General features: G+C 35.4%; 10 protein-coding genes and 1 pseudogene. 8 read left to right on the top strand and 3 right to left on the bottom strand.

Annotated features, from left to right (window positions below; all coding sequences use genetic code 11):
* Window positions 1-5: 5 nt before the first annotated feature.
* A complete protein-coding gene (gene sodA, locus AC0ONG_RS25980; RefSeq protein ID WP_000094037.1) occupies window positions 6-632 on the bottom strand; it encodes a superoxide dismutase [Mn] in 627 nt (208 codons plus the stop codon).
* A 216-nt stretch (window positions 633-848) separates the two neighbouring features.
* Here sodA and AC0ONG_RS25975 point away from each other — a divergent pair, with 216 nt between their 5' ends.
* Window positions 849-1919, top strand: coding sequence for a nitric oxide synthase oxygenase (locus tag AC0ONG_RS25975; protein WP_000005086.1), 1071 nt, complete (start codon window positions 849-851; stop codon window positions 1917-1919).
* Between the two features lie 359 nt (window positions 1920-2278).
* On the top strand, window positions 2279-3847 hold the full coding sequence (locus AC0ONG_RS25970) for a BCCT family transporter (protein WP_474204517.1): 1569 nt from the start codon (window positions 2279-2281) through the stop codon (window positions 3845-3847).
* Between the two features lie 52 nt (window positions 3848-3899).
* Here the strand turns inward: AC0ONG_RS25970 and AC0ONG_RS25965 are convergent.
* Window positions 3900-5198: pseudogene (locus tag AC0ONG_RS25965) on the bottom strand (MFS transporter).
* Window positions 5199-5522: 324 nt separating this feature from the next.
* On the opposite strand from AC0ONG_RS25965, the gene lytS reads away from it, so the two are divergent.
* The 6 genes from lytS (at window position 5523) to msrB (ending at window position 11729) form a co-directional block, all read left to right on the top strand.
* On the top strand, window positions 5523-7292 hold the full coding sequence (gene lytS, locus AC0ONG_RS25960) for a two-component system sensor histidine kinase LytS (RefSeq protein ID WP_474204515.1): 1770 nt from the start codon (window positions 5523-5525) through the stop codon (window positions 7290-7292).
* The gene (locus AC0ONG_RS25955; RefSeq protein WP_000921847.1) at window positions 7270-8010 is read left to right on the top strand and encodes a LytR/AlgR family response regulator transcription factor; all 741 of its coding nucleotides are present in this window, start codon (window positions 7270-7272) and stop codon (window positions 8008-8010) included. Before lytS ends, AC0ONG_RS25955 begins: the two co-directional genes overlap by 23 nt.
* 132 nt (window positions 8011-8142) lie before the next feature.
* Complete coding sequence (gene lrgA, locus AC0ONG_RS25950) at window positions 8143-8574, top strand: antiholin-like murein hydrolase modulator LrgA (protein ID WP_000104901.1); 432 nt, start codon at window positions 8143-8145, stop codon at window positions 8572-8574.
* 35 nt (window positions 8575-8609) lie between these two features.
* Window positions 8610-9302, top strand: coding sequence for an antiholin-like protein LrgB (lrgB, locus tag AC0ONG_RS25945; RefSeq protein WP_000168869.1), 693 nt, complete (start codon window positions 8610-8612; stop codon window positions 9300-9302).
* Window positions 9303-9627: 325 nt separating this feature from the next.
* A complete protein-coding gene (locus AC0ONG_RS25940) occupies window positions 9628-10662 on the top strand; it encodes an AI-2E family transporter (RefSeq protein WP_001166011.1) in 1035 nt (344 codons plus the stop codon).
* Between the two features lie 101 nt (window positions 10663-10763).
* Window positions 10764-11729, top strand: coding sequence for a peptide-methionine (R)-S-oxide reductase MsrB (gene msrB, locus AC0ONG_RS25935; protein ID WP_000290180.1), 966 nt, complete (start codon window positions 10764-10766; stop codon window positions 11727-11729).
* A 28-nt stretch (window positions 11730-11757) separates the two neighbouring features.
* On the opposite strand, the gene AC0ONG_RS25930 is transcribed toward msrB, so the two are convergent.
* Window positions 11758-14874: an efflux RND transporter permease subunit gene (locus tag AC0ONG_RS25930; RefSeq protein WP_001033479.1), complete on the bottom strand. Its 3117-nt coding sequence runs from the start codon at window positions 14872-14874 to the stop codon at window positions 11758-11760.
* Between the last annotated feature and the right edge of the window lie 29 nt (window positions 14875-14903).

The following is a 14903-nucleotide window of genomic DNA, read 5'->3' as shown; positions in this document are numbered from 1 at the left end:
TACGACTAATGTTTTTGCGATTGAATTGCTTGTAAATACTTCTCGTTTACTTGGTCCCAGTTTACTGTATGCCACCAGTTGGTAACAAACTCGGGGCGCCGATTTTGATACTTTAAATAATAAGCATGTTCCCATACATCAATTACGAGTAAGGGGATTTTTCCTTCTTGCAAAGGCGTATCTTGATTTGGTGTACTCATAACAGAGAGTTCCTCACCGTCAAGAACAAGCCATCCATAGCCACTTCCAAAACGACTAATAGCTGCTTTGGAAAGTTGATCTTTTAAGTTGTCAAAGGTATTGAAATAATAATCAATTACTTTTGCAACGTCTCCATTAGGCTCACCGCCACCTCGTGGGCTCATCACTTCCCAAAAAAGACTATGACAATAGTGACCACCACCGTTATTTCGTACAGCTGTAACAATTTCCTTCGGTAAAGCATCTAAATTACATAGCAATTCTTCTAAAGATTTATTATGTAATTCAGTATAATTTTCTAAAGTAGCATTTAAATTGTTTACGTATGTCGCATGGTGCTTTCCATGATGAATGGAAAGTGTATTGCTATCGATATGTGGCTCTAGTTCATCATAGTCATATGAAAGCTTTGGCAATTGAAATGAAGACATAACATTCCCTCCTTTCTATTCAAAAGTTGGTCTAGGTAAAAAAACTTTACCTGAGTAAAAAATACACTCATTTTCTATGGAAGTCAATAGTAAGTTCGTTAATTTTCTGAAAAATATTACAATAAAAGTAACACTCTCGCTTTCATTTGTGACTCCTATCCTTTTTGCTTATACTGTAAAGTATCAGGGTTTTGTTGAAATAGAAGGAGATTGTTTATGAGTGAAACGAAACAATTAATAGAGGAAGCAAGTAATTTTATTACGATTTGTTATAAAGAGCTTCATAAAGAACAATTGATAGAAGAACGTATAAAAGAAATTCAAATTGAGGTAGAGAAGACAGGGACATATGAGCATACATTTGAAGAACTTGTTCATGGTTCACGAATGGCATGGCGTAACAGTAATAGATGTATTGGAAGACTATTTTGGAGTAAGATGCACATATTAGATGCGCGCGAAGTAAATGATGAAGAGGGTGTATATAATGCATTAATTCATCATATTAAATATGCAACGAACGACGGGAAAGTTAAACCAACCATTACGATTTTTAAGCAATATCAAGGTGAGGAAAATAATATACGAATTTATAATCACCAATTGATTCGATATGCAGGATATAAAACAGAAATGGGAGTGATCGGTGACTCTCATTCCGCTACATTTACGGACTTTTGTCAGGAGCTTGGCTGGCAAGGAGAAGGTACGAATTTCGATGTATTGCCACTTGTGTTTTCTATAAACGGGAAGGCGCCTACATATAAAGAAATTCCGAGGAAAGAAGTAAAAGAAGTGCCAATTGAACACCCAGAATACCCTATTTCATCACTTGGAGCAAAATGGTATGGGGTTCCAATGATCTCGGATATGTGCTTAGAAATTGGCGGTATTTCTTATACAGCTGCTCCGTTCAATGGATGGTATATGGGAACAGAAATTGGGGCGCGCAACTTAGCGGATCATGATCGTTATAATTTACTTCCGGCTGTTGCGGAGATGATGGATTTAGATACATCGAGAAACGGTACGTTATGGAAGGATAAGGCGCTAATTGAGTTGAATATTGCCGTACTACACTCTTTTAAAAAACAAGGAGTTAGTATTGTTGATCATCATACTGCTGCACAACAATTTCAGCAATTTGAGAAGCAAGAAGCTGCTTGTGGTCGTGTTGTAACAGGTAATTGGGTGTGGCTTATTCCACCATTATCTCCAGCTACCACTCATATTTATCACAAACCGTATCCGAATGAAATTTTGAAGCCAAATTTCTTTCATAAATAATATTTAGTGCAGTTTTTTCTGCAAAATATAATTTTTTTAATTACTGTTATGTAGCAAATGGAAGCCTTTACTCTCGGTTATTTTTGGAAGAGGATTTTTGAACCAAGGAGTTCCTTATGTTATAATCAAATTTCTGTTTCGAAGACCTTATAGAAATATAAGGTCTTTTGTTTTGCTTTTTTATGTAAGAGAAAGAGATTTTTTCTTTTTAATAAGGGATTTGGCATATTTTTAGGGACAACATAAGTATGTGGGAAGTCGATAAAATGTTATGCATATATAATTATTGTGTTTTGGGTTTAAACAATAAAACATAATAAAGTTGTTTTTTTAGATTGCTGAGGAAGGAGGAAGTGTAAATGAGGATGAAGAGTCGAAAAACTGATTGGCCTGTATTTATTATTAGCGGTGGTTCACTTTTATTATTTGTAATTGCAGTTTTTTTGAACAAGGATTATGTAGAGAGTGCGATTAATAACAGTTTCGCTTTTTCAATTAAATATTTTGGTGCCTTCTGGCAAGTTTTATTATTAGGTACATTTATTGTTGCGATGTGTATGGCGTTCTCCAAATATGGGAGAGTTAAACTTGGGGGATTAGAAAAACCTGAGATTAGTACGGCAAAATGGCTTGCTATTATTATGTCTACATTACTTGCAGGAGGTGGCGTTTTTTGGGCAGCAGCAGAGCCAATGTACCATTTGATGACGGTGCCACCAATACATGATGGTATATCTGCTGGAACGAAAGAAGCAGTCATGCCTGCTTTAGCACAAAGTTATATGCATTGGGGATTTTTAGCATGGACGATTTTAGGTACAATTAGTGCGGTAGTTATGATGTATGGACATTATCATAAAGGTATGCCGCTAAAACCTCGAACGCTTTTATATCCTATTTTTGGGAAAAAATTAGGAAAGAGCCTGCTTGGAACGATAATTGATGCAGCTGCAATTATTGCAGTAGCTGCAGGTACAATTGGCCCCATTGGATTTTTAGGTTTACAAGCAAGTTATGGGTTACAAGAATTATTTGGAATTTCTGATGTGTTTACTACTCAATTGGCAATTATTGTTTGTGTAGTGGCCGTGTCTACCATATCGGCAGTAACAGGTATTGATAAAGGGATTCAAATTATAAGTAATTTAAATGTTAGATTAGCAATTTTGTTAATGGCATTCATATTACTATTTGGGCCAGGTGGATTTATTATTGATTCGTTTGTTTCTTCGTTTGGATTTTATGTAAGTGAGTTTATACCGATGAGCACATACCGTGGTGATACAAGTTGGTTAGGGTCTTGGACAATCTTTTTCTGGGGATGGTTTATTGGATACGGACCAATGATGGCAATTTTAGTGAGTCGAATTTCAAGAGGGAGAACGATTCGAGAAATCATCGTTGCAATTGGAATTATCGCACCTATTATTACAACGTTTTGGTTTACTATATTAGGTGGATCAGGTGTGTTTTATGAGTTAATGAATCCTGGTTCTATCTCGGACGCATTAAGTGAATCTGGTATGCCGGCAGCTATGATTGCAATTACAGGGCAATTGCCACTTTCTAATATTATTGGACCAGCATTTCTTTTATTAACAATTTTATTTGTAGTGACAACAGGAGATTCAATGGCGTATTCCATTTCAATGGCAGTGACTGGAGACGGAGATCCTAGAATTAGTTTGCGAATTTTTTGGTCGCTTATTATGGGAGCAGTTGCAGCAATTCTTTTATATATGGGTGAAGGAAGTATTAATGCGCTACAATCGTTTATCGTAGTGACGGCAGTTCCGGTATCAATTTTATTATTCCCAATGCTATGGTTAGCGCCTAAAGTTGCGGGAGAATTAGCATTAAAACAAGGTATTGTAAAAGAAGAAGATAAAACTGCATTCTTATTTCAGAAGGCTAGTAAATCAAAATAAATAAAAATGTAAAAGAGGAAGCATCTTAAATAAGATGCTTCCTCTTTTACGTTTAATCTAATACTTTTCCCTTTGTTTCTGGTACACATATTAGCATTGTAATTAACCCGATTGGGTAGATGATAAAAATCAAGGACAATGCTCCAAGCAGGTTGCCGCCTGTAGCGAGTAAGCCGATAATAACAGGCCCAAATCCAGCTAACCCACGTCCTGTACCGAAAATAAAGTTTTCTGCGGTAGAGCGAGCTTCAGCAGGGTAGTTTTCAGCTAAAATTGCCCCAAACCCTCCCATCATTCCATTTGCAAAGAATCCAAGCAATGCACTTCCCCATAATAATAATGTTGAATCTGTGAATAAGAAGAAGTAAATGAGACAGTATACTGTACCACCAATATAATAAATTGCAAAAGTTTTACGACGACCAATTTTATCAGCCAGAATACCAAAGATTGCAATTCCAATTAGCATACCGATGGTAGAAATGAACATCCAGCCACTCGCTTTTGCTAATGTATAGTTATATTTATTTGCTAAAATAGTTGGCATTCATGTGAAGATGCCGTAATATCCGAAGTTCTGGATAAACGACATAATAATAAGACCGATTGTTGTGATTGTTACTTTTTTATTGGCAAATAATTTTCGAAGTGGGAATTTTTTTATATGTTTTAGTTGTTCTGCTTCAGTAGTTGTTAATTTACCTGTAGCTTCTTTTTGCAATAGTTCCTTTTTGTAGCGTTGTTTTTGCTCCCATATTTTCGGTTCACTTAAACTTTTACGGACATAGACAGCTAGTAAAGCTGGAATTAATCCAAATAAGAAAACGGCTCTCCATCCAAAGTGTGGGACAATAAATGCTGGAAGGAGTGAAGCAATCAGTACACCAAATTGCCATCCAAGTGCAACAACAGATGTCGCTTTAGCGCGCATTTCTTTAGACCATGTTTCTGTTACAATGGCCATTCCGATTCCGAATTCACCACCAACTCCCATTCCAACTAAAAAGCGAAGAATTAATAATTGCCAGTAGTCTGTTGCGAAATAAATGAGTGCGGTTGCTAGTGAAAACAGTAAGATTGTGAAGGCCATTGTACGAATACGGCCAAATAAATCAGCAATAAATCCAAATAAATAAGAACCAATTAACATCCCTATTGTGGTAGCTAATGTTAAGTTTCCACCTTCAACAGGACTTAAGTGAAACTCTTTTAAAATATAGACAAGTACGAAAGATAATAGCAACATATCTAAACCTTCTGCTGCATATCCTAGCGCAGAACCAAATAATGTTTTATACCTTTTCGCTTTCGTCTCCTCTGTTGTTTGTTGTACATCAGTAGTGACGTTCATTATTACTCCACCTTATTTTCTACAGTCGCTATGGAAGAATAACAAAAGGCCTTCTCACCTGATATGATGAGAAGGCCAAAAAAGCATACGTATCCCCAAAAAAGAACATACGTATATTGTATTCCGACTTCCTTCTCAACCTCACGGGGTTGGGTTAAAGGACTGTATTATATTACTTTATTTTTAGCACTCTTCTATTGGATTGTCAAATAAAGAGGAAGTTATTATGTGTGAAATATTTCAAAAAACATTTCGTTCTTCTTGACGTCGGCTTCATTATTTTCCCATAATAAAACTAACTAAATAAAAAGGAATGAATCAAAGATGCTAAATTTAGTACTCATGATGATTGAACGAGTCGGACTTATAGTTATTTTAGGATTTTTACTCTCTCATATTAAAACTTTCAGGCGCCTCCTTCATAAACAGGATGGCTATGTAGATAAGCTTAAGCTTATTTGTATTTTTTCGGTATTTACAATTGTAAGCAATTACACTGGGATTGAAATAGCGGGAAATACAATTATGAATGAAAATTGGTTACAAGGTGTTTCTTCGTCAAGTACAATTGCGAATACGCGTATTATGGGTGTTGGTATTAGCGGCTTACTTGGTGGCCCTATCGTAGGGATTGGAGTAGGGTTTATTGCTGGTATTCATCGTTATATGCTTGGTGGTACGACAGCGCTAAGTTGCGCAATCTCTTCTATTTTAGCGGGGATTATAACTGGTTATATCGGATATATTTTCAAAAAATATAACCGTACAATTACTCCTAAGTTTTCAGCAGTTTTAAGTGTTTTTATCGTATCTTTAGAAATGCTTATGATTTTATTAATTATAGAGGATGGAATTAGCGTTGTGAAAACAATAGCGATACCGATGATTCTTGTAAATAGTTTTGGAAGTTTTATTTTACTTTCTATGATACAAGCTATTTTGCGTCAGGAGGAGAATGCAAAAGCACTTCAGACTCATAAAGTATTGCGTATTGCTGATAAAACGTTACCGTATTTTCGTCAAGGCTTAACAGAAGAATCGTGTAAGCATGTGGCACAAATTATTCACCGCTTTACAGGAACAGATGCGGTATCTTTAACAGATACAGAGAAAATATTAGCGCACGTTGGATTAGCATCAGATCACCATATTCCTTCACATAGTTTAATAACTGGTTTATCAAAAGAAGTTTTACATACAGGGCAAATAATGAAGGCGAAATCACGTGAGGTTATTAATTGCCAACATGAAGGCTGTCCCTTACAAGCCGCTATTGTTATTCCACTAACTTCACATGGAAATACGATAGGGACATTAAAACTGTATTTCAAAAATTCTAACCAGTTAAGTCGCGTTGAAGAAGAATTAGCAGAAGGGTTAGCAAAAATATTCTCCACGCAGTTAGAGTTAGGAGAAGCTGAGTTGCAAAGTAAATTACTTCAAGATGCGGAGATAAAAGCATTACAAGCGCAAATTAACCCGCACTTTTTATTTAATGCGATTAATACAGTATCAGCTTTATGCCGAACAGATGTAGAAAAAGCAAGGAAGTTATTATTACAGCTTAGCGTGTATTTCCGTTGTAATTTGCAAGGAGCACGTCAGTTATTGATTCCACTGGAACAAGAATTAAACCATGTACAGGCATACTTATCACTAGAACAAGCAAGGTTCCCAAATAAGTATGAGGTAAAGATGTATATTGAGGATGAGCTAAAGACAACTTTAGTACCACCATTTGTTCTTCAACTATTGGTTGAAAATGCATTGCGACATGCTTTTCCGAAGAAGCAACCAGTGTGTGAAGTGGAAGTGCATGTTTTTGAAAAAGAGGGTATGGTTCACTTTGAAGTAAAAGATAATGGACAGGGAATTGAGGAAGAACGTTTAGAACAATTAGGAAAGATGGTAGTTTCGTCAAAGAAAGGGACTGGAACAGCTTTATATAATATTAATGAACGTCTTATTGGGTTATTTGGGAAAGAAACCATGCTTCATATCGAAAGTGAATTAAATAAAGGGACGGAGATTACCTTTATTATTCCAAAAAAAGTAGGGGAGGAAGAGCTAGGTGTTAAAAGTATTAGTAGTTGACGATGAAATGTTAGCACGTGATGAACTAAAGTATTTATTAGAGAGAACGAAAGAAGTTGAGATAGTTGGTGAGGCTGATTGTGTGGAAGACGCATTAGAAGAACTAATGCAATGTAGACCAGATATTGTATTTTTAGATATTCAATTATCCGATGATAACGGATTTGAAATCGCGAATATATTAAAGAAGATGAAAAATCCACCTGCAATTGTATTTGCTACTGCCTATGATCAATATGCGTTGCGAGCATTTGAAGTAGATGCGTTAGACTACATTTTAAAACCATTTGATGAAGAGCGTATTGTGCAAACATTAAAGAAGTATAAAAAACAAAAACAAGCGCAAATAGAAACGAAGCACGAAATAAAGGGGACAGATGTAACAGCAGAGATGCATAAATTAGCATTACCAATTGAAGAATCAATCGTACTTGTGAATATTGAAGATATTATATATGTAGGGCTTGTAGATGGGAAAGTAACAGTAAAAACAATGAGGGAAACATATGTAACACATGATACACTTGTAATTTTAGAGAAGAAGTTACCACAAGCAAACTTCATGCGCGTCCATCGTAGCTTTATTGCAAATATTAATCATATTACTGAAATTCAGCCATGGTTCAATTCTACTTATAATTTAATCATGAAAGAAGGATCGAAAGTACCTGTTAGCCGTACATATGCCAAAGAACTCAAGAAGCTGCTTCGTATTTAAGAAGCAGCTTTTGTATTTCATCCTTTTATATTTGTAACTGATTCTGTATATTTGACGTTCTGTTATGTAAACGCTTACCTCGTTACTTACATCTTATACAATAAAGGTACCAAATCGAAAGAGGTGGCCAAAATGAGTACGAAAAAAGTATACAGTTTCTTATCACAAGCATTCATATTCTCAGCTATTATGTTAATTTCTAATATTATTGCAACACATTTACCAATTCCGATGCCTTCATCGGTAATCGGGTTAGTTATTTTATTTAGTCTATTATGTTTAAAAGTTATTAAATTGGAGCAAGTTGAATCACTTGGAACAGCTTTAACAGGTATTATCGGATTCCTTTTCGTCCCATCAGGTATTTCAGTTATTAATTCTCTTGGTGTAATGGGACAATATTTTGTACAAATTTTAACTGTAATTGTTGTAGCAACAGTTATTTTACTAGCTGTAACAGGATTATTTGCACAATTTATTTTAGGAAAAGATGAAAAAGAAACAGAAGATACAAAAGAATTGAAAGTAGTAAATAAAGGACGCAAGCACGGAAAGGTTGCGTAACCATTGCATTTATATATTGTTAGGAGGTAATGAATATGGCAAGCACAATGACTCCATATTTCGGAATCGTCGTTTCATTAATCGCATACGGGATCGGAACGTTATTATTCAAGCATTCAAAAGGATTCTTCTTATTTACACCATTATTTGTAGCGATGGTATTAGGGATTGTCTTTCTAAAGGTAGGTAACTTTACTTTTGAAGAATATAATACTGGCGGAAAAATGATTAGTTTCTTCTTAGAACCAGCAACAATTGCATTCGCTATCCCACTATACAAACAAGTGGATAAGTTGAAAAAATATTGGTGGCAAATTTTATCGGCTATCGTGGTGGGATCTATTTGCTCAGTAATTGTCGTGTTCATTGTTGCAAAAGCAATCGGTTTAGATACAGCAGTAATGAATTCAATGCTACCACAAGCAGCAACAACAGCAATTGCGTTACCAATCTCAGAAAGTATTGGTGGTATTCCAGCAATTACATCGTTTGCAGTTATTTTCAACGCAGTTATCGTATACGCATTAGGGGCATTATTCTTAAAAACATTTAGAGTTAAGCATCCGATTGCAAAAGGTTTAGCACTTGGAACAGCGGGCCATGCATTAGGAGTTGCAGTAGGAATTGAAATGGGTGAGGTAGAGGCAGCGATGGCAAGTATTGCTGTAACGGTAGTTGGGGTTGTAACAGTAGTTGTCATCCCGATGTTCATGCCATTCATTGGATAGTAAAACTTACTTAAAAAATAAGAAAAGCAAGCTATTTGTAGGACAGATTTCTACTGATAGCTTGCTTTTTATGTTACAGTAGTGGTAAGACCTATTTAAAAAAATGTAAGTTTCCTTAAATCTTCATTAATACTATGTAGAATACGTTTTGAATTAGGTCATTGTATTGTAAAATAAGAAGTAAGCTACTTATATACCTGTTAAGGTAGGCATATAATGAGTTTATAAAAATCTTAATATGAATGAATAATTAAAAGTAGAAAAGAGAGAGAAATCTACTTATTAACGTTTTAGTTTATAGGACAGGAGAGAGTATTCGTCGATTATGCAAATAAAAAACCTGTTTCAAAGCAAAGGATTTCAGAGGTTACTCGTATTAGTAATACTTGCTCTCGTGTTATACGGGCTGCAAAGTATGTTGAATTTAATATTAATTACGTTTATTCTCACGTATTTAATGGATCGATTCCAAAAGTTTATTTCCCGCAAATTAGATCATTTCATGCCTATTAATCGAAAAATTATTATAGCATTTCTATATGTAATGTTAATTGGTGGAATTGCTATTACGCTATTTAAATATTTACCAGTATTGACGATACAAATTTCACAACTGATTTACCAATTCAATGTATTTTTAAGAAACCCACCAGATAGTGAACTAATTAAGTATGCAGTTAATGCTGTCAATCATATGGAGCTTTCTAAATATGTAGGACAAGGCGTAGACATTTTGTATAAATCGATTACGAATGTTGGTAAATTTGGCCTTCAAGTTTTACTTTCTTTAATTTTGAGTTTGTTTTTCTTACTAGAAAAATCTCGTATTGTTGGTTTTACTGCAAAGTTTAAAGAAAGCAGGCTTGCAATTTTCTATACTGAAATTGAGTACTTCGGAAAGAAATTTGCACGTTCATTTGGAAAGGTAATCGAAGCACAATTTTTAATTGCTGTTGTTAACTGTGTTCTTTCAGTTATCGCATTATGGATATTAGGATTCCCACAATTATTAGGTTTAGCGTTAATGATTTTCTTGCTTGGCTTAATTCCAGTAGCGGGGGTTATCATTTCGTTATTCCCACTTTGTATGATTGCTTACAATATTGGCGGTATTATGTACGTTGTTTATATTTTAGTTATCGTAACAGTTATTCATGCGCTTGAAAGTTACGTATTAAATCCGAAGTTTATGTCGCAAAAAACAAATTTACCGATTTTCTATACTTTTATGGTATTAATTTTCTCAGAGCACTTCTTAGGTGTATGGGGACTGATTATCGGTATTCCAATTTTCATTTTCTTATTAGATGTCTTAGATGTGACAAGTGATGAAATGGAGAAGGATGTTGGAACAAAATAAAGTGAAGTAGAGAAAAAGCATCGATGTTCGATGCTTTTTATTTTATAACATTATGTTTCTTATGACATACTGTAAGGAGAATATAGAATAGGGGTGAAGTAATGGCTGTAAATGAAAAGGTAGAATTGGCTACATTTGCTGGAGGGTGTTTTTGGTGTATGGTTTCTCCATTTGAAGAGATGGAGGGAATTATACAGGTTGTTTCAGGTTATACAGGCGGTCATAAAGAGGACCCAACGTATAAAGAAGTGTGCTCGGAAACAACAGGACATTATGAAGCGGTACAAATTACATTTGATGCAAATAAAATGCCGTATGAGGAATTGTTAAATATATATTGGAGACAAATTGATCCGACCGATATTGGGGGACAATTCCATGACCGCGGACAGTCTTATGAAACGGTGATTTTTTATCATAATGAAGAACAACATAAAAAAGCAGAAGCTTCAAAAGAAGAGCTTGAGCAGAGTGGGCGCTTTTCGAAACCAATTGCGACAAAAATACTACCAGCAGCTACATTTTATCCAGCTGAAGAATATCACCAAGGATATCATAAGAAAAACACATTCCGCTATGAGTTATATCGTAAAGGCTCAGGACGAGATATTTTTATTAAGCAACATTGGCCAAAGGATAATGTTCATTTAAAAGAAAAACTCAATGAGATGCAGTTTTATGTAACACAGGAAAATGGTACAGAACCACCATTTCGAAATGAGTATTGGAACCATAAAGAGGAAGGTCTTTATGTAGACATCGTTTCAGGTGAGCCGTTGTTTACTTCTCTAGATAAATTTGATAGTGGATGTGGATGGCCTAGTTTTACAAAACCAGTGATGGCAGCAAATGTGAAAGAAAAGATGGATGTGAGTCATAATATGACACGTACAGAAGTGAGAAGTAAAGAGGGAGATTCACATCTTGGGCACGTATTTCCAGACGGTCCAGGACCAAATGGCCTTCGTTACTGTATTAATTCCGCAGCTCTTCGATTTATTCCAAAAGAGGAATTAGAGAAAGAAGGCTATGGCGATTTCCTAATCTTGTTTGGAAATAAAAAATAACCTCGCAGTTAGCGAGGTTATTTTTTTGTTATTTTGTTTTTTTCTTTTTAAATTTGCTTAATACTTCATAAACAATTGGAACAATAAGAAGTGTTAATAACGTTGAACTTGTTAATCCACCAATTACCGTTACGCCAAGTCCTTTAGAAATTAAGCCACTACCTTCAAATCCTAATGCAAGCGGGATAAGAGCACCGATTGTTGCAATTGCAGTCATTAAAATTGGACGAAGGCGTGTTGCACCAGCTTCTAATAAAGCTTCACGTGTTGATAGTCCTTCATTTTCTTTATGAATAACGCGGTCGATAAGCACGATTGCGTTTGTTACAACGATACCGATTAACATAAGTGCACCAATCATTGCAGATACACTTAATGTTTCACCAGAGATTAATAAGGCAACAAGAGCCCCAATAATTGTAAATGGTAGCGAGAATAAAATTGCGAATGGTGCAAGGGCACCACCAAATGTAACGACAAGAACGAAGTATACAATGGCAATCGCAGCTAACATCGCTAGGCCAAGTTGCTTGAATGATTCTTGAATATCTTTAGTAACACCGCCCATAGAAACATCTACCCCAGAAGGAAGATCCATTTTATCTACTTCTTTTTGTACTGCAGTAGATGCTTTTGAAACGTCATCAGATATTAATTTGGCACTAACCTCTGCATAAACACGTCCATCTCGGTGTGTTACTGTATTCGATGTTTCACCTTCTTTTACAGTCATAACATCTTTCACAGCTACTTCATTACCAAGTGGTGTTGTAATTTTGCGATTTGTTAAGTCATCGATTGTTTCATAATTTTGTTTTTCAGCTTCTACATATACATTGATATCTTTACCGTCTTTTTTAATTGTTGTCAGAACAGGGCGATCGTGTTGATTAGAAAGTCCCATTCCAATTTGAGCAGCCGTTAAGCCCATTTTACTTAGCTTTTCTTGATCTGCGACTAAAGTGTACTCTGCATATGTTTTTGCAATACTAGAATCTATATCTTTTAAGTCTTTATTTTTCTTCATGATATTTTGAATATCTTTTACGACAGGCTTAATGTCTTCTGAGCTATCTCCGTAAACGTATAGTTTAATTTCGTTACTACCGCCACTTGCTCCGAAGTCTTGGTTTTTCCATTCGCCTTTGCCAGACATCTTCTGTAAATCTTTAACGACTTGTTCTTTCTCTTTTTCAAAGTTTTTCGTGTCGTTATCATATTGAACGAAGAACATAGCTTGATTTGTTTGACCAGGGCTCATTGGGTTCTCTCCACCTAATGAGAACTGAATTGTTTTCACGTCTTTATTATCTTGGAAGTGCTTTTCAGCTTTCGTTGCAATTTTTTCAACGTCTTCCAATGTTTGACCTGGTTCAGGTTTGTATGTTGCGATAATCATTTTTTCTTCTTCAGAAGGTAAGAAACTTACACCGATAACTGGCACAAGTGCGAGACTACCAACTAATAGAAGGACAGCGATACTTGATGTAATAATTTTGTGATTTAAAGCCCATGCAAGTATGCGTTTATACCCATTTGCTAATTTACTTGGTTTTTCTTCATGATGTACTTCTTTTTCTCTCATACTCTCTTTCTTAAATAAAGAGTGAGCTAACATCGGTACGATTGTAACAGCTACTAGTAATGATGCTAATAAAGCGAAGACAATAGTTAAGGCGAATGGTAAGAACATTTCACCAATCATACCTTTTACAAGTCCTAGCGGTAAGAATACAGCGATTGTCACAATGGTAGAAGACATAATCGGAATAAACATTTCTTTCGTAGCTTCACGAATTAAATCTCTTCCGCGCAATTTCTCTTCTGATAACGACATACGTCGGTAAATATTTTCAATAACAACAATTGAGTCATCAACAACACGGCCTATAGCAACTGTCATTGCTCCAAGCGTCATAATGTTAAGCGTAATATCCATTTGCTTTATGACTAAAACAGCAATTAATAACGAAAGTGGTATTGAAACGACAGAGATTAACGTTGTTCGAATATTTCGTAGGAACAGCATAATAATAACAATCGCAAAGATAGCACCGAAAATTGCTTTGCTTAGCATTGTTTCAACTGACTTTTCAATAGGTGCACCTTGGTCGAATGTTGAAATGATCTCTAAATCTTTATATTTTTTCTCAAGATCTTTTACTTTATCTTTTACTGCATTTACAACATCAACTGTATTTGCATCAGAGGCCTTCACAATTTGAATTCCAATTGCTTCTTTTCCATTTGTTCGAGAAATGGATTCTGCTTTCCCAACTTCTTTAATTTCAGCAATTTCGTCTAATGTAACTGTTGGAATTCCGTTCATAGCAGCTGGATTCATTTGCGGCGTTTGTGCACCAGCGCCAGCATTTTGACTACCTTGACCGTTAGGTGATGAAGGTATAGCTGGGATTTTGAGTTCTTTTAATGCTTTAATCGTTGTAATATTGCCATCTACAACAACTGATTTTTCCGTGTCTTTAAACGTGTATAGGCCAAGTGGTAAAGATACATCCGATCCTTTAATTACATTTTTTACAGTATCTTCACTTAGTCCTAGTTCTTTCATTTTATCTTTCTTGAAGACGAGCTGTACTTCATCTACTTGTTGACCTGCAATTTGAACAGATGCAACACCATCAAGTCCTTTTAAGCCCGGTACAATATTTTTCTCTACATTTTCAGTTAAGGTAGCTAAAGATTCATTCTTGCTTGCTACGCTTAACGAAATAACAGGAAAAGCATTGAAGTTTACTCGTGAAACCTTAGGGTCTTTAACACCGTCAGGGAGCTTTACATTTGTGAGAGCTTCTTTAATTTCTGTTTCTGCTTTTTCCATATTTTTATCAAAATCGTATTCTACTTGAATAGAAGATGCGTTTTGAAAAGATGATGAGCTAACAACGTTAACACCACTTAAATTTTGTAGTTGTTCTTCCATCGGCTTTGAAACTTTATCGGCTACTTCTTCTGGTGTAGCACCAGGATAGACCGTAGTTACTGTCACAATCGGTGTTGTAATATCAGGAATTGTTTCCAGCTTCATATTGAGGCCAGAGTAAATTCCCGCAATAGTAACAATAATGGTTAGTAGCCAAACTGCGAACTTATTTTTTAACGAGAAATTGATGATTTTGTTCATGTTTGCGCTCCCTTTGTATTATATTGACC

The sequence above is a fragment of the Bacillus sp. TCT6 genome (genome assembly GCF_056033845.1).
Note: the sequence above shows the minus strand (reverse complement) of the source record. Positions and strands in the feature narration are given on the sequence as shown.

Coding starts and splice junctions, on each gene's coding strand:
- AC0ONG_RS25930 (WP_001033479.1), bottom strand. CDS start 14,874: ATGAACAAAATCATCAATTTCTCGTTAAAAAATAAGTTCGCAGTTTGG.
- lrgB (WP_000168869.1), top strand. CDS start 8,610: ATGGCAAGCACAATGACTCCATATTTCGGAATCGTCGTTTCATTAATC.
- AC0ONG_RS25975 (WP_000005086.1), top strand. CDS start 849: ATGAGTGAAACGAAACAATTAATAGAGGAAGCAAGTAATTTTATTACG.
- lytS (WP_474204515.1), top strand. CDS start 5,523: ATGCTAAATTTAGTACTCATGATGATTGAACGAGTCGGACTTATAGTT.
- AC0ONG_RS25940 (WP_001166011.1), top strand. CDS start 9,628: ATGCAAATAAAAAACCTGTTTCAAAGCAAAGGATTTCAGAGGTTACTC.
- lrgA (WP_000104901.1), top strand. CDS start 8,143: ATGAGTACGAAAAAAGTATACAGTTTCTTATCACAAGCATTCATATTC.
- sodA (WP_000094037.1), bottom strand. CDS start 632: ATGTCTTCATTTCAATTGCCAAAGCTTTCATATGACTATGATGAACTA.
- AC0ONG_RS25970 (WP_474204517.1), top strand. CDS start 2,279: ATGAGGATGAAGAGTCGAAAAACTGATTGGCCTGTATTTATTATTAGC.
- msrB (WP_000290180.1), top strand. CDS start 10,764: ATGGCTGTAAATGAAAAGGTAGAATTGGCTACATTTGCTGGAGGGTGT.